General features: G+C 70.8%; 18 protein-coding genes, 1 tRNA gene and 1 pseudogene. 10 read left to right on the forward strand and 10 right to left on the reverse strand.

What is annotated here, in order from left to right; translation table 11 throughout:
• Positions 1-895: 895 nt before the first annotated feature.
• Both AOQ53_RS26990 and AOQ53_RS41675 read right to left on the reverse strand, forming a co-directional pair.
• Complete coding sequence (locus tag AOQ53_RS26990) at positions 896-1,267, reverse strand: hypothetical protein (protein WP_059421174.1); 372 nt, start codon at positions 1,265-1,267, stop codon at positions 896-898.
• A gap of 233 nt (positions 1,268-1,500) precedes the next feature.
• A complete protein-coding gene (locus tag AOQ53_RS41675; protein ID WP_330219372.1) occupies positions 1,501-1,800 on the reverse strand; it encodes a glutaredoxin domain-containing protein in 300 nt (99 codons plus the stop codon).
• A 220-nt stretch (positions 1,801-2,020) separates the two neighbouring features.
• Between AOQ53_RS41675 and AOQ53_RS27000 the strand changes: the two are divergent.
• Positions 2,021-2,416 (forward strand): annotated as a pseudogene (locus AOQ53_RS27000) (tyrosine-type recombinase/integrase); the annotation flags it as partial.
• A gap of 76 nt (positions 2,417-2,492) precedes the next feature.
• Here AOQ53_RS27000 and AOQ53_RS27005 read toward each other — a convergent pair.
• From AOQ53_RS27005 to AOQ53_RS27015, 3 genes are all read right to left on the reverse strand, one after another.
• Positions 2,493-2,568 (reverse strand) — tRNA-Arg (locus AOQ53_RS27005).
• A 418-nt stretch (positions 2,569-2,986) separates the two neighbouring features.
• Positions 2,987-3,643 carry a hypothetical protein gene (locus AOQ53_RS27010; RefSeq protein WP_059421177.1) on the reverse strand — a complete coding sequence of 219 codons (657 nt, stop codon included), beginning with the start codon at positions 3,641-3,643 and terminating at the stop codon, positions 2,987-2,989.
• 177 nt (positions 3,644-3,820) lie between these two features.
• Positions 3,821-7,561: an nSTAND1 domain-containing NTPase gene (locus tag AOQ53_RS27015; RefSeq protein ID WP_059421179.1), complete on the reverse strand. Its 3,741-nt coding sequence runs from the start codon at positions 7,559-7,561 to the stop codon at positions 3,821-3,823.
• A 289-nt stretch (positions 7,562-7,850) separates the two neighbouring features.
• Between AOQ53_RS27015 and AOQ53_RS27020 the strand changes: the two genes are divergently transcribed.
• Entirely contained in the window at positions 7,851-8,732 is an 882-nt protein-coding gene (locus tag AOQ53_RS27020; RefSeq protein ID WP_059421181.1) for a ribosome-inactivating family protein, read from the forward strand.
• A 674-nt stretch (positions 8,733-9,406) separates the two neighbouring features.
• On the opposite strand, the gene AOQ53_RS27025 is transcribed toward AOQ53_RS27020, so the two are convergent.
• Positions 9,407-11,107: an IclR family transcriptional regulator domain-containing protein gene (locus AOQ53_RS27025; RefSeq protein ID WP_078945531.1), complete on the reverse strand. Its 1,701-nt coding sequence runs from the start codon at positions 11,105-11,107 to the stop codon at positions 9,407-9,409.
• Positions 11,108-11,183: 76 nt separating this feature from the next.
• Positions 11,184-12,455 carry a M6 family metalloprotease domain-containing protein gene (locus AOQ53_RS27030; RefSeq protein WP_174523354.1) on the reverse strand — a complete coding sequence of 424 codons (1,272 nt, stop codon included), beginning with the start codon at positions 12,453-12,455 and terminating at the stop codon, positions 11,184-11,186.
• 359 nt (positions 12,456-12,814) lie between these two features.
• Between AOQ53_RS27030 and AOQ53_RS27035 the strand changes: the two genes are divergently transcribed.
• Both AOQ53_RS27035 and AOQ53_RS27040 read left to right on the forward strand, forming a co-directional pair.
• Positions 12,815-13,459 carry a TetR/AcrR family transcriptional regulator gene (locus AOQ53_RS27035; protein WP_174523353.1) on the forward strand — a complete coding sequence of 215 codons (645 nt, stop codon included), beginning with the start codon at positions 12,815-12,817 and terminating at the stop codon, positions 13,457-13,459.
• 195 nt (positions 13,460-13,654) lie between these two features.
• On the forward strand, positions 13,655-15,202 hold the full coding sequence (locus AOQ53_RS27040) for an MFS transporter (protein ID WP_059421186.1): 1,548 nt from the start codon (positions 13,655-13,657) through the stop codon (positions 15,200-15,202).
• A gap of 87 nt (positions 15,203-15,289) precedes the next feature.
• Here AOQ53_RS27040 and AOQ53_RS27045 read toward each other — a convergent pair whose 3' ends face one another.
• Positions 15,290-15,823, reverse strand: a complete 534-nt coding sequence (locus AOQ53_RS27045) for a MarR family winged helix-turn-helix transcriptional regulator (RefSeq protein ID WP_059421198.1) — start codon at positions 15,821-15,823, stop codon at positions 15,290-15,292.
• Positions 15,824-15,913: 90 nt separating this feature from the next.
• Between AOQ53_RS27045 and AOQ53_RS27050 the strand changes: the two genes are divergently transcribed.
• Positions 15,914-16,699: a dioxygenase family protein gene (locus AOQ53_RS27050; RefSeq protein ID WP_059421187.1), complete on the forward strand. Its 786-nt coding sequence runs from the start codon at positions 15,914-15,916 to the stop codon at positions 16,697-16,699.
• A 32-nt stretch (positions 16,700-16,731) separates the two neighbouring features.
• On the opposite strand, the gene AOQ53_RS27055 is transcribed toward AOQ53_RS27050, so the two are convergent.
• The gene (locus AOQ53_RS27055) at positions 16,732-17,253 is read right to left on the reverse strand and encodes a GNAT family N-acetyltransferase (RefSeq protein WP_059421189.1); all 522 of its coding nucleotides are present in this window, start codon (positions 17,251-17,253) and stop codon (positions 16,732-16,734) included.
• 193 nt (positions 17,254-17,446) lie between these two features.
• Between AOQ53_RS27055 and AOQ53_RS27060 the strand changes: the two genes are divergently transcribed.
• On the forward strand, positions 17,447-18,445 hold the full coding sequence (locus tag AOQ53_RS27060) for a sigma-70 family RNA polymerase sigma factor (protein WP_059421190.1): 999 nt from the start codon (positions 17,447-17,449) through the stop codon (positions 18,443-18,445).
• Between the two features lie 453 nt (positions 18,446-18,898).
• Positions 18,899-19,588, forward strand: coding sequence for a TetR/AcrR family transcriptional regulator (locus AOQ53_RS27065; protein ID WP_236711835.1), 690 nt, complete (start codon positions 18,899-18,901; stop codon positions 19,586-19,588).
• Positions 19,589-19,619: 31 nt separating this feature from the next.
• Here AOQ53_RS27065 and AOQ53_RS27070 read toward each other — a convergent pair whose 3' ends face one another.
• Positions 19,620-20,591 (reverse strand): helix-turn-helix transcriptional regulator, encoded by a 972-nt coding sequence (locus AOQ53_RS27070; RefSeq protein ID WP_059421193.1) that lies wholly within the window; start codon positions 20,589-20,591, stop codon positions 19,620-19,622.
• Between the two features lie 62 nt (positions 20,592-20,653).
• On the opposite strand from AOQ53_RS27070, the gene AOQ53_RS27075 reads away from it, so the two are divergent.
• The 3 genes from AOQ53_RS27075 to AOQ53_RS27085 all read left to right on the forward strand — a co-directional run.
• The gene (locus AOQ53_RS27075; protein WP_059421194.1) at positions 20,654-22,162 is read left to right on the forward strand and encodes an MFS transporter; all 1,509 of its coding nucleotides are present in this window, start codon (positions 20,654-20,656) and stop codon (positions 22,160-22,162) included.
• Positions 22,163-22,351: 189 nt separating this feature from the next.
• Entirely contained in the window at positions 22,352-23,113 is a 762-nt protein-coding gene (locus AOQ53_RS27080) for a DeoR/GlpR family DNA-binding transcription regulator (protein WP_059421196.1), read from the forward strand.
• Positions 23,110-23,718: 1-phosphofructokinase family hexose kinase (locus tag AOQ53_RS27085; RefSeq protein ID WP_148640383.1), on the forward strand; the 609-nt coding region annotated here is incomplete at its 3' end. The genes AOQ53_RS27080 and AOQ53_RS27085, both read left to right, overlap by 4 nt.

Below are 23,718 nucleotides of genomic sequence, written 5' to 3' on the forward strand. Positions count from 1 at the left end.
CGCCCCCGCTCATGGCTTCCTACTGGCCGACGAATCGTCGCACATACTCGCCAAATGAGATGACGTCTTAGGAGTTCGGTCCGGGCCTTGTCCGGGGGCGGCAACGCTCAGTCGGGTCGAACGTGCCGGGCTGTGCATGGGGTCTGGCGTCCGGTGCCGTTGATGTCACCCGTGGATGTCAGCCGGAGCTAGCGCTTCTTGCGGAACCTGCGCTTCACGTGCCCGGGCGTATGTTGAGCTCAACAGTGTGGACCTCGATAGGCTCGATTGCTGTCAATGCTGCTCTAGGCGGGCGTGGTTGGAGAGCGATGCCTCGATACGTGAGAGTCAGGATCGTTACGCCAGAGGAGGAGGAAGCCCATCGGAGAGCTGGCATCGTTCTCGCATCTGTAGCGATTGCGACTGCTGTTCAGATGGCGGGCATCTTCTACCTCTCCAGGGCGCTGCAAGGCGGGCATCTTGGGCACGCCTCGCTAGGGTCGCTCTGCGTACTCCTGGCGGCTTGGGTCGCTCAACTCGTGGATGCCAAAGGCCGCCGTCGTCCGTTCAGGGCGCGGAGGTTCATTCTCAGCGTCTGTCTCTCGTTCGCCCTCGTACTTGCCCTGCCCAACCTCTTCTGAGGAATCCTGGCGTGCTACTCGCCGACGGCGTCTCTTCAAGTATCGCGTCATGCATGGCGGGGTTGCTGCAGAGCGCTAACTTGGAAGATCGCGTAATGCGGGTTGTGCTTGACCTGCGGATTCGCTGACCTGCGTGTTTCCGGGCCGCTCGCCGAGACTCCCCGCTGTTCCCCCTGCCGCGCCCTGTGATCGGGCACCCGTGGGGTACAGATGCCCTTCTCCCGGCCTGATGGCCCGATGGTGGTCCCAGGTACCTGCCTGCTTTCCATTCGTCGCTACAGGCGGCGTCTATCGCGCAGGTATGGCGGTACGAGGAACCTGGGCCGGTTGAATACGGCTATCGAGGCGATCACGACCCAGCAGGCCAACATCAGGATGAAGAACACGGTCCCGGTGGTCTCCAGGGGGCCGCGAACGGTGCTCCAGGTATCGGCTCCGAGAGCTGAGATCATCATGAGGGCCAGGCAGGTGAACATGGCGGCGACGGGCACGATGCCGCGCGTGACTGCCCAGGCCCCACGCCTGCCGAGCCGGTTCCACCCGTCGGCCTGCGCCCGCGCCCGGTGGGGGTCGCGCCACACCATGACGGCACTCCGCACCATGTACCCGGCCAGAGTGATGAACCCAACACCGACCACAATCCCCATGAGCCTCCCTGCTCGGGATGGTAGCCGACCGCCCCAGCCACAGAGGGTGTCTCCTACCTCATGCCCGCAGCTCGCCAGCGCGCCGCCGGGCGCGGCCAGCCGGGGCGCAGACAGGAGGCAGGCCGCGCCGCAGAGGCGGCGCGCGCCCGCGCCGTGCGCGGGCCTTGAACCAGTAGAGAAGGTTGTAACTCAGTCGGCAGCGCGGGGTCTGTCCGGTCCCGGTCGAAGGGCGGTCAGCTGCTCTTGGGCAGCAGGTGTGGAGCGTGGATCTCGACCGCTTCTATGAGCTCTCGCTTCGAGGGGTTCACCATTGCTCGGTCGGCCACGGTCACGGTGGGCACAGTCTCGTTCCCGTTGGCGACTGACCGGACGAATGCCGCAGCGTCCGGGTCTCGCCAGATGTTCACCTTGGTGTATTGGAGCCGGGTGAAGCGCAGTTGGGTAAGCAGCTTCATGCAGTACGTACACATGGGGCGCCAATAGACGACTACGCCGCCTGGCTCTTCGGACACCGATCTCTCCCTCGTTTCCACGCATGCTCGTCGATCAGCGCCGAACCATCGTGCATCAGCGGAGGCGTTGCGTGCCCGCGTTGGGTTGGAAGTCGTGTGCGCAGGATGGAAGGTCAGTGCTATAGCGGTGCGCGAGCGGCGGGAAGACCACTGGCCGGATGGTCCAGGTGATGCGGGTGCTGGCGTGGGTGACAGAGACGGTGCAGGAAGGACCCCACGGCGCCGCTGTGTCTGCTGACTTGCCGTACCTCTGCCCGCTCTCTGTATCGCGCCCCACCGCTGACACCGGATGCGGCAGGTTGCCGCCTGAGCCAAGGCGGGGGAGAAGTGGCAGGAGTCGGCCTACGTCCTCACCACCCGGACCGGCCGTCCGGTCGAGCCGCGTAACGTCTACCGCTCCTTCACCCGCGTCGCCCAGTCCGCCGGCCTCCGCGTCATCCGGCTGCACGACGCCCGGCACGGCACTGCCACCCTCCTCACGGCGGCCGGGGTCGCGCCCCGCGTCGTGATGGAGATCCTCGGTCACTCCCAGATCAGCATCACCATGGACGTCTACACCCACGTCGTCCAGGACACGCAGCGCGAAGCCATGAGCCACATGGACCGGCTGCTCAGGAGACGCCCCATCCTTGAGTGACTGCCCGCGTTGATGTCAGAAGTGGATGTCAAAGGCCCGGCACCTCCGAAATTTCGGAGGTGCCGGGCCTTTGGCCTGGTGCCCCCGGCAGGATTCGAACCTGCGACACCCGCTTTAGGAGAGCGGTGCTCTATCCCCTGAGCTACGAAGGCGAGGCTTGATCGAAACCTTGCACGGAACTCGGTGAAGTGCCCGTGGCCAGGTCTCTCTGTCAAGCCCTGAGCGTCCTGGAGGCGACCGCTGTGGCGCGTGGACAGGCTGGGCCTGGTGACATGCCGCAGCGCCCGCCGGGGCGCTCGATCCACAGGGTACCGGATCGGGGCTCGGGCGGGCGCTGGTGTTGGTGGGTGGGCGGTGGGGTGCTCAGGCGGTGGGGCTCAGCAAGGGTGACCCCTCTTCGGCGAGGACGAAACCGAGGGTGATGAGCAGGCGCCCGTTCCACAGTGAGGCGTCGAGCTGGGTGCGGTCCGACTCGGCGTCGCTGCGGTAGGGGTGGACGAGCCGGTGAGTGCGGGTGTACTCGGGGACTGCTGGAGGTGCTCGGGGATGCGAATCACGAAGCCGGCCGGGTCAGCACTTCCAAGTCGCCCAGTACCACTTGCCCTTCATCGAGCCGTCCGAGTTCATCACCGGCGTGGCGATCTGGACACCCGTGGAGCCCTTGCCGGGGTAGTACCAGAAGTAGTGGCCGTGCTTGCGCTTGCCGTAGTGGACCTCCAGCCACCCCTCGGATTTCCGCCAGTACGGCGCGAACCAGTACCCGCCCGCCATATGGGGCGGGATGACGCCCTTGAGCGTGGTGCCGGCGCTGGTGGTCCTGCCGACCTCCCACTTCTCCGTCTGCGACAGGCTGGCGGACATGCCCCCTTCGAGCACGTCCGAGAAGCCGGCCTTGACCTCCACCTTCGTCTCCTGCTGGAAGGAGTACGAGGTGCTGCGGTCGGTCCTGAAGGCGAGGTCGAAGCCCAGGTCCCTGCTGCCCGCGCAGTTGTACACGGGGTTGCCGACCTGACGCCGCTTGCCCAGCTGGGTCCACGCGTTGACCTCGTGGTACTGGCACAGGTCGGTCTTGCCGTTGTTGCAGTCCCAGATCACGTCGGGCTTGTCGTCGCCCCAGCCAGGGCTGGTGTTGGCGCCGGCCGTGCCCGTGGAGAGGGGGATCAGTGCCAGGGCGAGGGCCGATGTCAGCACGGCCGTCCGGCGGCGGCCGGTCTTCCGGATCTTCATGGGTGGTTCTCCCGTCGGATTCCTCGACCCGCTGGTCGGGTCGGCCACTGCCCCGGCCGAGGGGGGAGTCGGACCGGGGCAGCGACGGGTCGATCGTCAGGCCCGGGGGGTTGATCGGCCAGCCTTTCCATCAGGTCAATCAATCGCCTCTGACCAGGGAAATCAATGCCGGACGGGTCAGTCGTCGCACACCTCGCGATACGGCACGTCACGCGCGTACGTCTGCCACTGCGCCCGAGTGAGGTCGCCGCCGCCCGCTCGCGCGCACACCGACTCGACGGCCTTCGACGGGTGGATCGTGTAGCGCTGGAGGGGTACGTGCGCGCTCCCCGCGTACACCGTGGAGCTGTCCCTGGCGAACGCCACCGTGTCGATCGCCTCGCCCGGTGTCGTCAGCGGACCGCCGATCGGCTGCTGCGTGGCGATGTCCCACAGCTGGAGAGTCCCCGCCTCGCCGCCCACCGCCAGCGTGCTGCCGTCAGGGCTTACGGCGAGGGCGCTGACGGCCTCCGAGGTGTCGCCGAGGAGTGAGTCGGAGATGCCCTCCGGGAGTGTGGGGAAGACGCTCGGCAGGACTCCCGCCCGCTGCCGCAGCGTCCCGTCCCACAGCGCCACCCGGCCCGTCTGGTCCCCCGCCGCCAGCCGCGAACCGTCGGGGGAGAAGGCGAGGGCGCCGAGCTCTTCGCCCTGGACGAGGTCCTGTCCGGCGACCTTGCCGCCGGGCAGGACCGCCGAACGGTTGTCGCCGGCCAGGAGCCCGCCGTCGGGGCGGACGGCGAGGTGGTGGCTGGACAGCGCCGGGAGGACCGCCGTCCTGCGGTGGTGCGCGGTGTCCCAGACCTCGTTGCTCAGCGTGCCTTCGGCCAGGGTGCGGGCGGCGTGGAGCGTGCGGGCGTCCGGGCCCAGGGCGAGCGTGATCACCGCCCCGTCCGGCCCGCCCGGCGCCAGATCCACCGTCGTGCGGGCCCGTCCCCGCGTGACGTCCCAGATCGTGATGCGCTGCGCGGACGCCTCGCTGCCCGGGGCCGAGACACCGTACGCGAGCGACGTGCCGTCGGGGCCGAAGGCCAGCAGGGCAAGGGTCTGCTCGGCGTCCACCGGCCGGGAGGGGTCGCGGGAGACGGGGAGCGGCGGGGACGGCAGCGTCCGCAGCAGCCGCCCGTCGCGGGTGTCGCGCAGTTCGAAGACGTAGCGGTCGCCGGTGCGCCGGGCGGTGGCGACGGTACGGCCGTCCGGGCCGATCAGCACCCTGTCCAGTGGCTGGTCCTGCCAGGCGGAGGTCACGGCCGTCGCGACGTCCAGCGAGTGCACCGTGCCGCCCTCCAGATACCGCAGCACCGGGTGGGCCGGGTCCCAGGCCAGAGCGCCGTACAGATGCTGGTTGTTGAGGGGGTGCCGGAACACCGGGGCGTCGACGCCCAGCCGCCACACCCTGAGCTCCTCCCCGTCGGCGGTCGCCAGGAAGTTCCCGTCCTTGCTGAAGGCGGCCAGCTTCACCCCCGCGTCGTGCAGTTCGGCCAGCTGCCGCCCCGTCCGGACGTCGAAGACGCGCACGCCGGTGCCGTTCACGGCGGCGAGTCTCTTCCCGTCGTCGAGCACCAGCTGTGCCCGCTCGTCGCCGCAGACCTCGCCGCCGTGCTCCCAGCGCCCGGGCACCGTGCGCCCGCTTCGCAGGTCCCGCACCCGCAGCCCGTCACCGGCATGGCAGAACGCGACCAGTCGGCCGTCCGCGCTGGGGGCCACGGTCGCCGACTGCGTCTCGAACAGCAGCCTGCCGTCCGCGTTCGAACGCACCTGCACCCGGAAGTCGTCCACGCCGCTCACGGCGTAGCTGCTCCCGGCGAAGTCCACGAGGGACGACGCCGGAAGCCGGTCACCGCTCCACCGTCCGGCGGCCGTGTCCCACAGCCGTACGCCGTCGTCCGCGTGGACCGCCAGCAGCCGGCCGTCCGGACTCGCCCCGAGCACCAGCCCGCCCACCGGCACCCGTCCCGAGGCGATCCGCCGGTGCCGTGCCACGTCCCAGGTCCGCCAGGTACGGCCCTCGACGCTGAGCAACGTGCGACCCGAGTCCGTCAGATAGCGGGAGGCGCTGTCGCCCGGCGCGTGATCGCTGAAGGTGTCCAGTTCCTGCTGGCCAAGTGAGCCCAGCAGGGCCCGCCGGGTCTCCGGCAGGCGGGCCACCCGCCACGCGGCGACGCCCAGGAGCTGCGCGACGCGAGGTTCGGTCGTGCGCAGGGCGTCCGCGACATCGGCGATCCGGCGGGCCACGTCGTCGGTGCGCCGGTGCTGGTTGTCCCGGCGCTGTGTCCAGGCGGCCAGACCGGCGACCAGCGCCACCACGAGGACGGTCGACAGCATGCCCACCGCGGCCCGTGCCCGGCGTGTGGAGCGGGCGGCGGCCCGGGCTTCCGCATCGCGGACGTCGAGCGTGGCGGTGAGGAACGCCCGTTCCGCCGAGGTCAGTGCGGGGTCCCGCTCGTGGTCGGGGAACAGCTCCTCCGCGCGGGCCAGCCGGGTGCCCCGGTACAGGGCGCCGGGGTCGCGGTCGTGCTCCAGCCATGTGCGGGCGGCGTCGGTCAGCTTCCGGTGGTGGCGCAGCCGCTCGCGGTCCTCCTCGATCCAGCCGTGCAGCCGGGGCCAGGAGGTGAGCAGGGCCTCGTGGGTGAGGTGGACGGCTTCCTCGTCGACGGTCAGCAGGCGGGCGCCGGACAGCCGCTCCACCACCGGCGGCACGTCAGGGTCCCCCCACTCCTCCAGTTCGGACCGGGAGAGCGGGCGGCGGGTGTCGGGGGTACCCTGTCCGGGTTCGACGAGCCGCAGCAGCAGGCGGCGGGCGGTGTGGGCCTGTGCCGACGACAGCTGCCCGTACACCTCCTCGGCGCTGGCCGCGATCGCACCGCGCACTCCACCGACCGCCTCGTACGCGGTCAGCGTCAGCATCCTGCCCTTGCGGCGGCGCCAGGTCTCCAGCAGGGCGTGCGACAGCATCGGCAGTCCGCCGGGCTCGTCGAGCACCTCCTCGACGAGCCGCGCGGTCAGCTCCCGCTCGACCAGGAGCCCGACCGCCTGCGCGGGCTTGACCACCGCCTCCCGCAGCTCGTCCGCGGTCATCGGGCCGACCAGCAGTCCGGCGCCGCGCAGGGCGTCCGCCAGGTCGCGGTGCTCGGCGCAGCGGGCGTAGAAGTCGGCGCGTACGGCGATGAGCACCCGGAGTCGGTTGTCCGGCTTCCGGGCGGCCAGCAGCAGGTCGATGAACCGCGCCCGCTCCTCCCGGTCCCGGCAGAGGGTGAAGACCTCCTCGAACTGGTCCACCACCACCCAGCTCTCCGGCTCGTCCTGCGCCGGGGCCAGCAGGTGGCCGTACTCGGAGGCGGGCCGGGGCCCCGGGGTGAGGATCCGCAGGACTGCCGGGGAGCCCAGTTCCAGGATCTTCTCCCGCAGGCGGGGGATGAGTCCGGCCCGCAGCAGCGAGGACTTCCCGCTGCCGGACGCGCCGAACACCACCGCGAAACGGTGCTCGCACACCAGCTCCTGCAACTCCTCCACCAGCCGGTCCCGGCCGAAGAACAGCGCCCGGTCGTCGGGCTCGAACCGCGCCAGTCCCCGATACGGCGGCACCGCGTCCTCGTCGTCCTCGCGCGCGGTGCCCGCGGCCTCCGCCTGAGCCGCCTTCCACCGGGGCTCCCACTCGGCCGGGTCTCCTCCGCAGGCCCGCACATACCCCTGGACGACGGCGAGCGACGGCAGGCGTTCGCCGGCCGCGGCCTGGGACAACGTCGTGGCCGAGAACCCCGCCGTCCTGGCCATGGCCCGGTAGGACGGGCCACCGGCCGTCCGGCGCAGCTCCCGGAGCTCGTGCGCGAGCCGCGGCACGGGGCCGGCCGTCGGGTCCAGCGGTCTTTCCGGGCGCCCCATGCGCATACCTCCGTACAGCCAGGCGAAAGCGACATTGAGCGTGATGAACACACAAGACGCCCGACAACGCCCAGGTTGCCCACGGGCGGCGTGCAGGTGTTGCGGCATGTGAAGTCAATCAATCCCCTTTCGCCCACAGGATTGATTGACCTGACAAAAGGGACGTGCCAATCAAGGTTCCGGTTGCGAACGTCGGTGGGGAAAGGCCGGTATCCGGCACACCCAGCACGGGGAGAACAGCGCAATGTCCCGATTTCAGGTCCTCCGCAGGCTTCGTACCTCGGCCGTCGTGCCGGCAGCACTCGTCGGCGCCCTGGCCGTCACCGGCATGAGCGGACTCACCGAGACGCACCACACATCGCTCGGGCAGGAGGCCCAGCTGGTCAGCGACTCCATACCGACCGACGGTAAGAGCTACGACCTGACGACCGGCGTCCACTCGGACCTCGCCCGCCGGTACGACGCCCTCATCAACGACATCCGCGACCGGGTCGAGGGCACCCGGCTCTACGGCAACATCATTCTCGCCCGGAACCAGGACGACTACTTCCCGGTCACCCTGGCCATGGGCCGCAGCCAGGTCACCCTGGTGTTCAACGCGAGGAACCTGTACATCGTCGGCTGGCGCAACCACGAAACGAACACGTACTACCGGCTGGGCCACGGGCCCGCGACCATCGCCGGGGCCAGGGCGCGCAACCTGAACTGGCTCAACTACAACAACATGGAGGGGGCCGCAGGCAACATCAGCCGGGGCAGCCTGGGCATCTCCCTGGGCACGATCCAGGGCTCGATCAGCGACCTGGGCGGCCAGCACTACACGGCGGCCGGCCGGGACCAGGCACGGGCCCTGCTGATCCTCACCCAGGCCTTCGCGGAAGGTGCCCGCGCCGACTTCATCTCCTACCGCGTCAGCCAGGCGATCAGGGGCGGCCACAGTTACTACCCCGGAGAGTCGTCGACGATCAGCAGCAACGGGTCGAACTCGGGCGGAAGCATGATCGACGTGACGGGCCTGGACTTCGAGAACGACTGGAGCGACCTCTCCAGGGCCGCCCAGAACGCGCTCCACAACCACGCCGCCCCCCGTTTCCGCATCGGGAACGGTTACCTCACGACGCTGTCGGCCATCGACGCCCAGCTGGCCGTGGCCCTCCACCACAAGTTCTGAGGCCACCGCGACGAGCAACCCCCGGCGGGACACTTCCCATCCCGCCGGGGGCACCAAAGGAAAGTCGTCACCTGCTGATCACTCCGGACACCACTGGACCAGAGGGATGCGCGAGATCTCGCGCGTCTCTCACACTTGCCTGCGGCGCCCTGGCGGGCATCGTCCCCTGCAGCCGTCTTGGCCTGGTGCACCAGGAGCAGCCGCTCGCCAGTCCTGGTGCCTACGCACTACAGGCCGACCCGGGCCGGGGCGGGCTTGACCGGGAGTGTGGTGACCTGAGCTGCAGCCGGGCTGTCCCGCCGTCGGCGGCGGGCGGCGGACCGCCTGCGGAACGAGAGTCCGGCAATGGCCGCCTCGGCGCCCCTGAGAGGCGCCGGAGCGAATGAAAGCGGCGGGCATGGAGCGGAAGGCTCAACCATGGCGCCGCTGTGCGGCCAAGAGGCGTGGGCGGGAGGGAGGCTGACGGCCTGTGACCTGCAGCGATGCCGACGGCGTTCCCAGATCGCCCGAAGCGCGTTCTGAGTGCAGAGAGGCCGCCCTCTCTGACCTGCGCTCTCAGAGTTTCGATCAAGCCCCACGAAGGCGGTGGCATCGGGCGCAAGCAGCGCCGTGCCAGTGGTCTGGGAAGGCCACAGGCGTCACCGTACCGGATACGGGTCGGGTGGGTGCGGGGGTCAGGTCAGGGCGACATGGGTGAAGCGGCCGGCGGTGTGGAGGTCCGACTCGATGCGGGTGGCTGTTGAGGTGAGTTCGGGGAGTAGGTCCGTTACGCATTCGCGTCGGGTGTGGCGGCTGGCGTGCATGGCTGTGTTCAGGGCGGCCACCACCCTTCCCGAGCGGTCGCGGATCGGGACCGCGAGGGAGCGGAGGCCCTCTTCCAGTTCCTCGTCGACCAGGGCGTAGCCCTGGGAGTGGATCGAGGTCAGCTGTCCTTGGTCCCGGTGTGTGTCCGCCAGCAGGACTCGGCCCAGTGCCGTCGCGTGCGCCGGCAGGCGTGTGCCCACCGTGATGTTCACGCTCATCACCCGGCCCGTCGCCACCCTGGCCGTGAACTGGATCTCCTCGCCCGATTCAGAGAGCACCGCCAGCGACGTCGACTCGTGGATGCGGGACGTCAGGTCGGACAGGTGGGGCTGGGCGATCTCGGGCAGGGATGTGCGGGAGAGGGGTGGGAAGCCGAGGGAGAGGACCCGGGGGGTCAGGGTGAAGGTGCGGGGGCTCGGGGTGGTCACCAGGTCCAGGTGTTCGTAGGTGATCAGGGCCCGGCGGGCCGTCGCCCGGGCCAGGCCCGTCGCCTGGGCCACCTCCGTGAGGGTCAGCTCCGGCCTGCCCTCGCCGAAGGCCGTGAGGACCGTCAGGCCACGGGCCAGGGATTCGATGAAGTCGCGGCCCAGCCGCTGCTTGGACGCGCCCGTCCAGAGAGCGAGGTTCGAGGGGGGCGGGCCGGTCTCCGGGGGTGGCGTGCGGCGCAGTTCGCGTTCCATCTCCGTCACCGCCGAGCGCAACCTCGGCAGCAGGGTCGTGCGCAGGTCGTGTGCTGTGTGCCGGCTCGTGTGGCTGACCACGCTCGCCACGCATGCGATCTTTCGGCGGTCGCCAGTGTGTGGGGACCTGACCGGGACCGAGACCGCCACCAGGCCCGGTTCGATCAGTTGGTCGTCCAGGGCCCAGCCGTTCGCTGCCGCCTCTTCCGTGCGGGCGACGAAGGCCTCGTCGTCTCGTTCGTCCGCTCCGTACTTGCGCGGCGGTACGGCCGTGAAGGACAGGTCCCTCGGGTCCGACGCCCTGCGGTCCCGCCAATGTCGCCAGTCGGTGTCCGTCCACTCCGTCGCGAACAGCGGGCCCGGCGCGGTGCGTTCGGCGGGGAGCAGGTCACCGATGCGGAAGCTCAGGGACATCGCGCGGCGGCGGGTCGCCTGGTGGATGAAGCGGATGCCGTCGCGGTCGGCCACCGCGAGGGAGACCGACTCGTCCAACTCGTCTGCCAGGGCGTCCGCTCGGGCGGAGAGGAGGGCGGGGAGGCGCAGGGCCGAGAGGTAGGCGTTGCCCAGCTCCATCAGGCGCGGGGTCAGGTGCACGTCCCGGCCGTCCACGCGGACGTAGTCCATGCGGGCGAGTGTGGCGGTGATGCGGTCGACCGTGGAGCGGGCGAGGCCGGTGGCCCGTTCGAGGGCGCTGAGGCTCAGCGTCCCGTCCGCCTCGGTCAGCTCCCGCAGGACCGCGATACCGCGGATCAGCGGCGTGACCGCCTCCGCAGGTGTGGTCTCCGCCCGGACGGCCTCCGCAGGGGTGGCCTCCGCAGGGGTGGTCTCCGCCCGGACGGCCTCCTCAGGCGTGGCCTCCCCGGCGGCGTCGTTCATGGGCTTCGCTGGCATCGGCTCTCCGGTACGGCGGTCGCGGCGCAGGGCTACCGTAGTCCCGAACGGGCACCTGCCTGAGCGTCGAGTGCCGTCACGTCCGTGGCTGGCCCCGCGTCACCCGTACCCGGTAGTCCCCCGCCAGATCCGCCCCCACCACTCTGATCACGACCCCCCTCCGCGGATCCCTGAACGTCTCGCCCGGCGCGAGCGGCGCGTCGGACAGCTCCGCATGCACGTTCGGCGCGCGCGTGCAGCCGCCGCTGTCGCGGCGGGAGTCGTAGACGGTGACCGGGCCCATGCCCGTGTCCACCTCGGCGTCGACCTTGTAGACCAGGATGCCCGGGCGGCACACCGACTCGTCGTTGCCGGCGCGGGTGCGCAGTTCGACGGCGTAGCCGGATCTGCTGTCCAGGGGTACGACGACCAGCTTGGAGCCGCCCGCGCGGGCCAGCGGCGTCAGGGTGTACTCCGTGGTGCCGGGGGCCGATACGCAGTGCACCTGCGCGGCGTCCAACCAGCCGAGCTTCCACTTGTGCCAGCCGAGGAGGTCGTTGTTGGCGCCCCAGTCCTCGCTCATGATGTCCCAGTGGCCGACCGCGCCCCCGCCCTCCGCGGTGTACAGGTCGGGCAGGCCGAAGACGTGGCCGTTCTCGTGGGGGAGGACGCGGTAGCCGGTGCGGCCGTAGGAGCCGGAGCCGTCGTCCTGGCGGGAGTAGACGAAGGAGGCGTTGGCCACGGGTATGCCGTCGGCTCTCGGGGCCTCGGGGTTGCCGGCGAAGGTGACCGAGAGGACGGTGTCGAGGGCGGAGGGGCCCGCGTTCGGGGTGACCAGCACGTTCAGCAGGTCGTACGCGCGGAAGTCCACCTTCGGGTCGGCCGCGGCCACGAGGTCCTGGACCAGCGTGCGGTAGCCGGGGTCGAAGGGGGCGCCGCGCTCTATGCCGTACTCCTGGAAGGACTTCGGCATCCGCAGCCACTGAGGGATCGGGGTCTCGGGGCGGTAGTCGAGGCGGCCGTAGGAGCTGGTGCGGAACCAGTGCCGGGTCTGCGGGAAGAACTCCCGGTAGCGGTCCAGGGCCTTGCCCTCGCCTGGTGCGTCGGAGAAGTCGATCATCAGGGTGAGGGCGCGCACGGTGCCGGTGGAGCGGGCGTAGCCGGAGGTGGTGGGGATGCCCTCGGACATCTGGACCTCGCGGGCGCCGCGGATCATGCAGGGGGCGTGCGCGGAGGTGCGGGACAGGGAGATCGGGCCCGCTCCGGCCGTGGTGGCGCCCGGGGCGAGGTGACCCGTGCCGGCCGAGGTGCTGACCGTGAAGGTCAGGGCGGTCACGCAGGCGAGAGCGGCCAGACGCCGCCGGGGTATCCGGCGGCCGGGCGGCCCCGAGCCGTACGACCGGGGGCGCTGGGGCTGCGGCTGTGTGCCACGGACCTGCAAGGGACCTCCCGCGCCATGGCAGCCTCCGGTCTCCGGCTGCACCCATGCGATCACCCTGCGTCGGGGGGTGTGGGGGCGCGCGTTGGAGGAGACCGATCGTGGGTTTCCCGTCAGTAGCGGTCCCGTCCGTAGCGGCCCCGTCGGGGCTGTGACCCAGATCACAAGCGAGAAGCCCAGGTACGGGAATTACCGGGGACCCAGTCCCCGTTTAGCCATGTGTCCGACTGAAACGGGGAGGCTTTCCCCGGATCGCATCACCGCGCACTGAGACCACCCAGGAGTACGCCGTGCAGACCGCCACCCCCGCACCGCGCAAGGCGCCCCGGCCCCGTGCCGACGCCCTGCGCAACCGGGAGCGGATCGTCACCGCCGCCCGGGAGATGTTCGTCGAGCACGGCCCCGAGGTGCCGCTCGACGACATCGCCCGCCGGGCCGGCGTGGGCAACGCCACGGTGTACCGCAACTTCCCGGACCGCGACGCGCTCGTGCGCGAGGTCGTCTGCTCCGTGCTGGACCGTACGGTCGCGGCGGGCGAGCTCGCGCTCGCGGAGACCGGGGACGCGTTCGAGGCCCTGGAGCGCTTCGTGCACACCTCCGCCGACGAGCGGATCAGCGCGCTGTGCCCGATGGTTTCGAGCACGTTCGACGAGAACCACCCCGACCTGGAAGCGGCGCGCGAGCGCGTGGAGCGGATTCTCCAGGAGGTCATGGACCGCGCCAAGGCGGCCGGCCAGCTTCGCTCCGACGTCGGCGTCGGTGACCTGATGGTCGCCGTGGCCCAGCTCAGCCGGCCCCCCGCCGGCACGGCGTGCTTCAGCGCCGACCCGTTCGTACACCGTCATCTTCAGCTGTTCCTGGACGGACTGCGGGCCCCGGCCCGTTCCGCCCTGCCGGGCGCGGCAGTGACCATGGAGGACCTCCGCCGAGCCTGACCGATCAGTTCCGGGCGCCACCCCAGTCACCTCACCACACACAGTTCACGGCCGCATGTCCCACGGCCGCACACAGCACACGCCGTACAGCTCGCGGCCACACAGCTCACGGCCACCTCGGCCGTCGAGTCGTCCCTGAACGACACCTTTTTCCGTCACTTTTTTCCGTCACCTTGTCCCGAAGTGGGTACCTCCATGTCTGAAACAGCCTCAAAGGCACTCGGCGCCCCGGCGGCCTCGCCGGACGCCGGCCGCTGGAAAGCGCTCGTCTTCATCGCGCTGGCCCAGCTGATGGTCGTCCTGGACGCCACCATCGTGAACATCGCCCTGCCCTCCGCCCAGCAGGACCTGGGCATCTCCGACGGCAACCGGCAGTGGGTCGTCACGGCCTACGCCCTCGCCTTCGGCGGTCTCCTCCTGTTCGGCGGCCGGATAGCCGACCTGTGGGGCCGCAAGAAGGCCTTCGTCGTGGGCCTGGGCGGCTTCGCCGTGGCCTCCGCGCTCGGCGGCGCGGCCACGAACGAGGCGATGATGTTCGGCGCCCGCGCGCTCCAGGGTGTCTTCGGAGCCCTGCTCGCGCCCGCCGCGCTCTCCCTGCTCGCCGTGATGTTCACCGACGCCAAGGAGCGCGCCAAGGCGTTCGGCATCTACGGCGCGATCGCCGGTGGTGGCGGTGCCGTCGGTCTGATCCTGGGCGGCTTCCTCACCGAATACCTGGACTGGCGCTGGACGTTCTTCGTGAACATCCCGTTCGCCATCGTCGCCGCGGCCGGTGCGTACTTCGTCATCCGTGAGCCGGAGGGCGGCCGCAACCGCTCCCCGCTCGACATCCCGGGCGTGGTCCTGTCCACCCTCGGCCTGGTCGCCCTGGTCTACGGCTTCACCCGCGCCGAATCCGAGGGCTGGAGCGACTCCGTGACCGTCGGCATGTTCGTGGCCTCCGCCGTCCTGCTCGCGGCCTTCGTGATCGTCGAGTCCAGGGTGAAGGCCCCGCTGCTGCCGCTGCGCGTGATCACCGAGCGCAACCGCGGCGGTGTCTACCTCTCCCTCGGTCTCGCGATCATCGCGATGTTCGGCCTGTTCCTCTTCCTGACCTACTACCTCCAGATCGTGAAGGGGTACTCGCCGGTCAAGACCGGGTTCGCGTTCCTGCCGATGATCGTGGGCATGATCACGGGCTCCACCCAGATCGGCACGCGTCTGATGACCCGGGTCGCACCGCGCCTGCTGATGGGCCCCGGCTTCCTGGTCGCCGCGCTCGGCATGCTGCTGCTGACGCGGCTGGAGATCGGCTCTTCGTACGCCGCCCTGCTGCTGCCGGCGATGCTCCTGCTCGGCCTGGGCATGGGTACGGCGTTCATGCCGGCCATGTCGCTGTCCACGCAGGGTGTGGAGCCGCGGGACGCCGGTGTCGCCTCCGCGATGGTCAACACCTCGCAGCAGGTGGGCGGCGCGATCGGTACGGCGCTGCTGAACACGATCGCCGCCTCGGCCACCACGTCCTACATCGCGGACCACATCGCCGGGGCCGGCAGCCGGTCCCAGCAGCAGCTGGTCCAGCTGGAAGGCATGGTGGAGGGCTACACGAGCGCCATCTGGTTCGCCGTCGGCATCCTCGTCGTGGCCGCCGCGATCGCCCTGACCTTCGTCAACGCCGGCCGCCCCGGCGGCGCCACCGTGACCGGCTCCGGTTCCGGCGAGGGTGTGGCGGACGAGGTGCAGATCCCGGTCGTCGCCCACTGACGGCCGTATCCGGAAACACCCTTCGGGCCCTCCGCAGGTACGAGGAGGGGACACCTCGTACCTACGGATTCCAGGACCTGCCCTGGCTCAGCGGAGCCAGGGCAGGTCCGCACCCGCTTCGGCCGGCTGGAGTCCCTCGGCGATGATCCCCATGATCTCGCCGAGGGACTTCTGCTGTTCCGGGGTGAGCCGGTCGAAGACCGCCTGGCGTACGGCCTCGACATGGCCCGGCGCGGTCTGCCGCAGCACCTCGTAGCCCTCGTCCGTCAGCACGGCGAACTGGCCCCGCTTGTCGTCGGGGCAGTCCTCACGGCGCACCCAGCCGTTCTTCTCCAGGCGCGCGATGGCGTGCGAGAGGCGGGAGCGGGTGATCTTCGCCAGCATGGCGAGCTCCGTCATCCGCAGCCGCCGCCGCGGCGCCTCTGCGAGCTTGACCAGAAGGCCGTAATAGATGTGCGGCATGCCCGCGTCGCGCTGGAGCTGACGGTCGAGATGGTCGTCGAGGAGGGTGACGCCCTCCATGAACGAGCGCCATACGCGCTGCTCCTCATCGGTGAGCCAGCGCGGTTCCGGAGGCTCTGCCACGGAGCCTGGTGTCGGTGCGGATGCGGGTGCCTTCATGTCTTCCACTCTACGTGGGCCCTCCTTGAACTTTAAACAAATGGCCCGTACAGTTTTCTCAGGGAACCATGTTTTGGAAGGAGCCGCAGCATGTCAGCCGCCACCCAGGAGCGCATGCCCGCTCTGTACCTGAGCCACGGCGCCCCGCCGCTGGCGGACGACCCGGTCTGGCCCGGTGAACTGGCCGCCTGGTCGGCCGGCCTGCCGCGCCCCCGGGCGATCCTGATGGTCTCCGCCCACTGGGAGGAGGCCCCGCTCGCGATCGGCGCCACCGAGACCGTCCCGCTCGTCTACGATTTCTGGGGCTTCCCGGAGCACTACTACCGGGTGACCTACGAGGCCCCCGGCGCACCGGAGCTCGCCGAGTCCGTACGGAAGCTGCTGCGCGCCCCCGGTGTCCCCGTCCAGGACGTCCCCGACCGGGGCCTGGACCACGGGGCGTACGTCCCGCTGGTGGAGATGTACCCGGAGGCCGACATCCCGGTCCTCCAGGTCTCCATGCCGACGCTCGACCCGGTCCGGCTCATGGAGATCGGCCGCAGGCTCGCCCCCTTGCGGGACGAGGGCGTGCTGATCGTCGGCTCCGGCTTCTTCACCCACAACCTGGCCGCGCTCCGGCAGGGCGGCATCCCCGCCTGGTCGGCGGAGTTCGACGACTGGGGACGGCGAGCGCTGGAGGCGCGTGACGTGGACGCCCTGCTCGACTTCGCCCGCAAGTCCCCCGCGGGGCAGCTCGCCCACCCGCGCACGGAGCACTTCGCCCCGCTGTTCGTGACCATGGGCGCGGCCGACGCCGCCGGTGAGCTGGACGCGCACAAGTCGGTGATCGACGGCTTCTGGATGGGGCTGGCGAAACGGTCGGTGCAGTTCGGCTGAGGCCGGGCCCGGCGCCAGGTCCTGTGCCGGCCCTACGTGAGGTCCTTCTCGTACCAGGCCACGTCCCAGTAGCGGCCGAGCTTGCGGCCGACCTCCCGGTAGGTGCCGACGTACCGGAAGCCGAAGCGCTCGTGCAGCCTGGCCGACGCCTCGTTCGGCTGGGCGATGCCCGCGTATGCGCGGTGCAGGTCCTCGCCGGACAGTGCCTCGAAGAGGGCCTTGTAGAGGAGGCTCCCGATGCCGCGGCGGCCGGCGTGCGGGGCGACGTACACCGTCGTCTCCACGGAGGTCGCGTAGGCGGGCTTCGCACGGAAAGGGCTGGATGTGGCGTAGCCCAGAATCTGCTGTGAGTCCGGGGCCGCGGCAACCATCAGGCGGTAGGGGCCGTCTTCAGGGTGGGAGAGCAGCCAAGGGCGGCGCTCTTCCGGAGTGAAGATCGCGGTATCGAATGTGATCGCCGTCTCACGAACATAGTGGTTGTAGAGGGCCGTGAGGGCCTCGAGGTCATCCTCGACTCCCGGCCTGACCTGCACCTCTGTAGGTTCCGACGGCATCTCGCCTCCCCGCGTGGCCCGACAGGGTACTGCATGATCAGAAAATTCGGGGGGCGGGTGGGGAATTCTGTCCTGATTCCAGTCGTTGTTTCCATCGGATGCAGGGCACCCGAGGAGAGTCCGGAGAGTCCCGGAGACGGAGTCCAGCGTCCGAAGGACCACCCGCTGACCTCATCATCGCAAGGGAGCACGCATGGCAACCCGTGCCGTCGCCCGTCGTCAGTCCGCCACCGGCGAGACGGCCGACAGGGCAAGCAGTGTTCGCGCCCATGGCGGCGAGATCGCCGATCGCGACCTGGTCGGCATGTACCTCGACGAGATCGCGCGTACACCGCTGCTCGACGCCGCCAAGGAGGTCGAGCTGTCCCAGGTCATCGAAGCGGGTGTGTTCGCGCGGCAGGTCCTCGACGGGTACGAGGAGACCAAGGCGGACGCCACCCGTGAGGAGCTGGAAGCCCTGGTCGCCGACGCTGAGCGGGCCAAGGACGTCTTCATCCGCTCCAACCTGCGCCTGGTCGTCGCCGTCGCCCGCCGCTACCCCCGCAGCGGTCTGCCGCTGCTGGACCTGATCCAGGAGGGCAACGCCGGCCTGGTGCGCGCGGTCGAGAAGTTCGACTACCGCAAGGGCTTCAAGTTCTCCACGTACGCGACGTGGTGGATCCGCCAGGCCATCACCCGCTCCATAGCCGACCAGTCCCGTACGATCCGCCTGCCCGTCCACCTCGTGGAGGAGCTTGGCCGGATCCGGCGGGTGCAGCGCGAGTTCAACCGCGAGCACGGGCGGGACCCGGAGCCCGCGGAGATCGCCGCCGAGCTCGGCTCGACGCCGGAGCGCGTCACCGACGTGCTCGACTGGGCCCGCGACCCGGTCTCGCTGAACATGTCGGTGGACGACGAGGGCGAGACCCAGTTCGGCGACCTCCTGGAGGACACCTCGGCGGTGTCGCCCGAGCAGTCGGTCCTCACGCTGCTGCGCAGCGAGGAGCTCGACGACCTCATCGGCCACCTCGACCAGCGCACTGCCTCGATCATCAAGATGCGCTACGGCATCGAGGACGGCCGGGAGCGCACGCTGACCGAGGTCGGCAAGGAGCACGGCCTGACCCGCGAGCGCATCCGGCAGATCGAGAAGCACGCGCTGCTGGAGCTGAAGAAGCTGGCGCGCAGCACCGGGTTCGACGCGGCGGCGTGACGCCGGTGTCCGCCGGTGGGCGTGTCCGGGTGCACGACTCGTCCCACGGGCCTGTGGGCGTCGTCCCACGGCCTGTGGACGACGGGCAGTGTGCGCCCGGGGGTCGCCGCGTACGCCGGGTGGCGAAAGACCGCGCAAACATGGCCATGTAACGCCGCTTCAACCCGCGGGGCACCGGGAACAAGACTTCCGGGCCCACCAGTTCGGGCCCGGGGCCACGCCCCTGGCCCTCATCCCAGAGCCAAGTCCCGTCGCACTCCCCCCGGCGCCGGGACTCTCCCAAGGCCGGGCTTCGGCGTCCCTCCCCCCGGGCGCCGGGGCCCGGCTCTCTGCATGACCGGGGAACCGGAGGGTGGAGGGCGAAAGTGCTGGAGGGCGGGCCACCCCGTACCTGAACCACGGGGTGGCCCGCCTAGATGGCAGATTGTGTCACATGGGCATAGCCTGCCGGGCGTGAGCAGCACCACCTCGCCCCCTCCTCAGGCCTCGCTGACCGAGCGGCGGAAGGCCGAGACGCGTATGGAGATCGCCCGGGCCGCGGCCGGCCTCTTCGTACGGCACGGCCTGCGCGCCACCCGCGCGGAGGACATCGCCCAGGCCGCCGGCATCGCCCCGCGCACCTTCTACCGGTACTTCGCCACCAAGGAGGAGGCCGTCGCCCCGCTCTACGCGGCCGGCGCCCACCGCTGGGTGGAGGCGGTACGCGCGGCTCCCGCCGACGACTGCGTGCCCAAGGCCCTGGAGCACGCGGTGCGCCACACCCTCACCCCTGGCGCCGGCGTCTCGGCCTCCTCCTGGGAGTGGGTCCGCACGCTTCTGCGCCTCGCCGAGGCCAACCCGTCCCTGCGCAGGGTGTGGGCGGAGGTGTGCCAGGCGTCGGAACGGACGCTGGGGGAGGTGCTGGCGGAACGGGGGGCCAGGACGGGGAGTCCGGAGGGTGACGACAACGTTGCCGCCGCCCCTGAGGCACACTTCGCCGTCCCGCCTGAGCCGCGCTTCGCCGCCGCCGTCGCGAGCGCCGCCGTACGAACGGCCCTGGAGGGCTGGGCGGAAGGGGACGGGCCGGTGGAGGGCGCCGGAGGTCCGGCGGAACTGGCGTTGCGGAACCTGAGGGCGCTACGGGACTTTCCGTGGGAGGCCTGACGGAGCCGAGCGGCGGCCGGGCGTCGGATACTTATTCAGCGCCTGCGGCCGCCCTGCTCAGCCGTGCCCCCAACTCCCGCACCGCCCGCACGAGTTCCTCCGGCTCGCGGACCACGAAGTCGCACTCCAGCAGCGCCAGCCGGAACGCCACCCACTGCACGGCGTCGCCGACGGACCCGCGCAGCCGGCAGCTGTTGTCGTCCAACGGCTCGGGCGTGCCGAGCCACTTCGGCAGCCGGGCGGCGACGAAGTCGGCCGGTGCGGCGAACGTGACCTCGAAGTCGTACGCCTCCTGGTGCCGTTGCATCGACTGCCGCAGGAACTCCGCCGCATTCCCTGTCGGCAGCTCCCGTGGCACGAACCGCGCCCCCGTGGCGAACGGTTCGCTCACTCGGTCGACGCGGAACGTACGCCAGTCGTCCCGGTCGATGTCGTACGCCACCAGGTACCAGCGCCTGCCCGTCGACACCAGCCGGTACGGCTCTGTCAGGCGCCGCGACTCGGTGCCGTCCGCCGCCCGGTAGGCGAACCGCAGCCTCTCGTGCCCGGCCGCCGTGGAGGCCATGACGGTCAGTGTCTCGGGCGCGATGCTGGGCCCGTCCCCGCTGGTCAGCGGAGTGGTCGCGGCCTGGAGCGTGGTCACGCGGTGGCGCAGCCGGCCCGGCAGCACCTGCTCCAGCTTGGCCAGCGCCCGCACCGACGCCTCGTCCAGGCCCTCCACCGCGTGCCCCGCCCCGGCGCGCAGCCCGACCGCGATGGCGACGGCCTCCTCGTCGTCGAGCACGAGCGGCGGCATGGCCTTCCCGGCGACCAGCCGGTAGCCGCCGTCGGCGCCCTTGGAGGCCTGCACGGGATAGCCGAGCTCGCGCAGCCGGTCGATGTCCCGCCGGACCGTGCGGCGGGAGACCCCGAGCCGGCCGGCGAGCTCGCCGCCGGGCCATTCGCGGGGCGTCTGGAGGAGAGAGAGGAGCGTCAGGAGCCGGGCCGGAGTGTCCGTCGTCATACCGACGAGGATGCCGCACCAATAGGACAGAATCTGACCTACTGGCCCTCTAACTTCGAGGCATGACCTCCACCGAGACCACTCCCAGCTCCGCGGGCGGCGGGACCGACCGCCGCCGTTGGTTCGCTCTGGCGATCGTGATGACCGCGGCCTTCATGGACCTCGTCGACGTGACGATCGTCAACATCGCCATACCGTCGATCCAGCGGGAGGCGGGCGCGTCCTTCAGCCAGATCCAGTGGATCACCGCCGGTTACGCCCTCGCCTTCGCCGCCGGTCTGATCACCGGCGGACGGCTCGGCGACATCCACGGCCGCAAGCGGATCTTCCTCATCGGCATCGGCGGCTTCACCGTCGCCTCCGCGCTGTGCGGCCTCGCCGTGAACCCGGAGATGCTGGTCGCCTCGCGGTTCCTCCAGGGCGCCATGGCGGCGCTGATGGTGCCGCAGGTGCTGTCGATCGTGCACGCGACCTTCCCGGCGCACGAGCGGGGCAAGGTGTTCGGGCTGTTCGGTGCGGTCGTCGGTCTCGGTGCCGTGTCCGGTCCGCTCCTCGGCGCGCTGCTGACCGAGTGGAACCTGTTCGGGTGGGAGTGGCGCTCGATCTTCCTGATCAACCTGCCCGTGGGCGTCGCGGGCCTGATCCTGGGCAGCCGTTTCATCACCGAGTCCAAGGCGCCGCGGGCCCTGAAGCTGGACCTGGTGGGCGTCGCGCTCGTGACGCTGGGCCTGCTGATGCTGCTGTACCCGCTCATCCGCGGCCGCGAGCTGGGCTGGCCGCTGTGGGGGTACGTGTCGATGGCCGGGGCGCTCGTCGTCCTCGCGGCGCTGGTGGCGTACGAGCGGCGCAAGAGCGCACGGGACGGCTCCCCGCTGGTCGAGCTGTCGCTGTTCCGGGTCAAGAGCTTCGCGGCCGGCATCGCCGTGCAGACCGTCTTCGGGGTCGCGCTCGGCGTCTTCTTCCTGGTGTGGACGCTGTACATGCAGTTCGGGCTGGGCTGGAGCCCGCTGAAGGCCGGGCTGACCGGGGTGCCGTTCTCGATCGCCGTGTCCGTGGCCGCCGGGATGTCGGTGCAGAAGCTGGTCCCGCGCTTCGGCCGCAAGGTGCTCCAGGCGGGCGCGCTGGTGATGGCGGCCGGGGTGCTGCTCTACCTGTGGGAGTCCGGGCACTACGGCCTCGGCATCGCGCCCTGGCAGATGGCGCTGCCGCTGGTGGTGATGGGCGTGGGCATGGGCCTGATCGTCGCTCCGCTGACCGACGCGATCCTCTCCGAGGTGCCGCGCGAGCACTCCGGCTCGGCGTCCGGCCTGCTCAACACCGTGCAGCAGATGGGCAACGCGCTGGGGCTGGGCCTGGTGTCGGTCGTCTTCTTCGGCACGATCGGCGACCATCTGCGCCGGGACCAGGTGGGCCCGGCCTTCGTGGACGCCTTCCGGAACTCGCTGGGCTGGGTGGCCGCGGTGATGGGCGTGATCTTCCTGTTGATGTTCGCCCTGCCGAAGCGGCCGGCGCAGCATGTCGAGGGGGAGCAGGCGGCGATGGAGCAGCCGGAGCCGGTGCTGGTCTCCTGACAGCCGTACGGGCACGGGTTCGGCGTCGGGGACGCGCTCGGTCCGGGGACGGGCTCGGTACATGGGTGCCGAGCCCGTCCTTGTTTCCGATCATGCCCGATTGGGTCCGAACCTGTTTACTTTGCGGAAATCTCGGCGTAGCCTCCCGCTGAAACCACACGTTCGGGCTCGAGGCGGAGGCGAACAGACATGTACGCACCGGAGCGGCAGCAGGAGATCCTCCGGCTCGCCCGTGACGGCGGCCGAGTGGATGTCGTGTCGCTGGCCGAGGAGTTCCAGGTGACGGCGGAGACCATCCGCCGGGACCTGAAGGCCCTCGACCGCGCCGGACTGGTCCGCCGGGTGCACGGCGGCGCCATCCCGGCCGGGCGCCTCGACTTCGAGCCGGACCTCGCCGAGCGCGAGACCACGGCTCCCGACGAGAAGGACCGCATCGCCAAGGCGGCCCTCGCGGAACTGCCGACCGAGGGCACGATGATCCTCGACGCCGGCACGACGGTCGCCAGAATGGCCGCCGCTCTCCCGCTGGAGGCCTCCCTCACCGTCGTCACGCACAGCCTGCCCATCGCGGCCCGCCTCGCCGACCACCCCGGCATCCAGCTCCACCTCATCGGGGGGCGCGTACGGCACCGTACGCGCGCCGCCGTGGACGCCTGGGCGTTGCGCGCGTACGGCGAGATCCGCGCGGACGTGCTGTTCGTGGCCGCCAACGGCTTCTCCGCCGAACACGGCCTGACCACTCCCGACCTCGCCGAGGCCGCCGTCAAGCGCGCGGCCGTGGCCGCCGCCCGCCGCGTGGTGCTGCTCGCCGACTCCTCCAAGCACGGCCAGGAGCACTTCGCCCGCTTCGGCGACCTGAGCGATGTGGACCTGCTGATCACCGACAGCGGGCTGAGCCCCGAAGACACCGTCGCCATCGAGCACGGCGGCACGGAAGTAGTGCGCGCATGATCCTCACCGTGACCCCCAACCCGTCCCTGGACCGCACCTACGAGGTGCCGTCCCTCGACCGCGGCGAGGTCATCCGCGCCACCGGCGAGCGGATGGACCCGGGCGGCAAGGGCGTGAACGTCTCACGCGCGGTCGCCGCGGCCGGCCGGCGCACGGTGGCGGTCCTGCCCCTGGGCGGTGCCCCGGGCGCGCTCGTCGCCGACCTGCTCGACGCGCAGGGCATCGAGGTCGCTCCGGTCCCGGTCGCCGGGGCCACCCGCTCCAACATCGCCCTCGCGGAAGCCGACGGCGTCCTGACGAAGATCAACGCCCCGGGCCCCGAACTGTCCGACGCCGAGCGGGAACTGCTCCTCGAGACCGTACGGCAGCAGTCCCGCGACGCCGCCTGGATCGCCTGCTGCGGCAGCCTCCCGCGCGGCCTCGCCCCCTCCTGGTACGCCGAGGTGGTCGCCCGCACGCACGCCGCCGGTGCCCGGATCGCCCTGGACACCTCCGGGCCCGCGCTCCTCGCGGCCCTGCGTGAGCGGCCGGACGTGGTCAAGCCGAACGCCGAGGAGCTCGCGGAGGCCGTCGGCCGCCCCCTCGCCACCGTCGGCGACGCCGTG

The organism is Streptomyces azureus, assembly GCF_001270025.1.
In the GTDB taxonomy this organism is placed as follows: Bacteria; Actinomycetota; Actinomycetes; order Streptomycetales; family Streptomycetaceae; genus Streptomyces; species Streptomyces azureus.

Excerpts from the sequence above, each read along its gene's own strand:
- AOQ53_RS26990 (WP_059421174.1), bottom strand. The coding sequence starts at position 1,267 with ATGGGGATTGTGGTCGGTGTTGGGTTCATCACTCTGGCCGGGTACATG.
- AOQ53_RS27010 (WP_059421177.1), bottom strand. The coding sequence starts at position 3,643 with ATGAAGATCCGGAAGACCGGCCGCCGCCGGACGGCCGTGCTGACATCG.
- AOQ53_RS27015 (WP_059421179.1), bottom strand. The coding sequence starts at position 7,561 with ATGGGGCGCCCGGAAAGACCGCTGGACCCGACGGCCGGCCCCGTGCCG.
- AOQ53_RS27025 (WP_078945531.1), bottom strand. The coding sequence starts at position 11,107 with ATGCCAGCGAAGCCCATGAACGACGCCGCCGGGGAGGCCACGCCTGAG.
- AOQ53_RS27040 (WP_059421186.1), top strand. The coding sequence starts at position 13,655 with ATGTCTGAAACAGCCTCAAAGGCACTCGGCGCCCCGGCGGCCTCGCCG.
- AOQ53_RS27045 (WP_059421198.1), bottom strand. The coding sequence starts at position 15,823 with ATGAAGGCACCCGCATCCGCACCGACACCAGGCTCCGTGGCAGAGCCT.
- AOQ53_RS27050 (WP_059421187.1), top strand. The coding sequence starts at position 15,914 with ATGTCAGCCGCCACCCAGGAGCGCATGCCCGCTCTGTACCTGAGCCAC.
- AOQ53_RS27055 (WP_059421189.1), bottom strand. The coding sequence starts at position 17,253 with ATGCCGTCGGAACCTACAGAGGTGCAGGTCAGGCCGGGAGTCGAGGAT.
- AOQ53_RS27060 (WP_059421190.1), top strand. The coding sequence starts at position 17,447 with ATGGCAACCCGTGCCGTCGCCCGTCGTCAGTCCGCCACCGGCGAGACG.
- AOQ53_RS27070 (WP_059421193.1), bottom strand. The coding sequence starts at position 20,591 with ATGACGACGGACACTCCGGCCCGGCTCCTGACGCTCCTCTCTCTCCTC.
- AOQ53_RS27075 (WP_059421194.1), top strand. The coding sequence starts at position 20,654 with ATGACCTCCACCGAGACCACTCCCAGCTCCGCGGGCGGCGGGACCGAC.
- AOQ53_RS27080 (WP_059421196.1), top strand. The coding sequence starts at position 22,352 with ATGTACGCACCGGAGCGGCAGCAGGAGATCCTCCGGCTCGCCCGTGAC.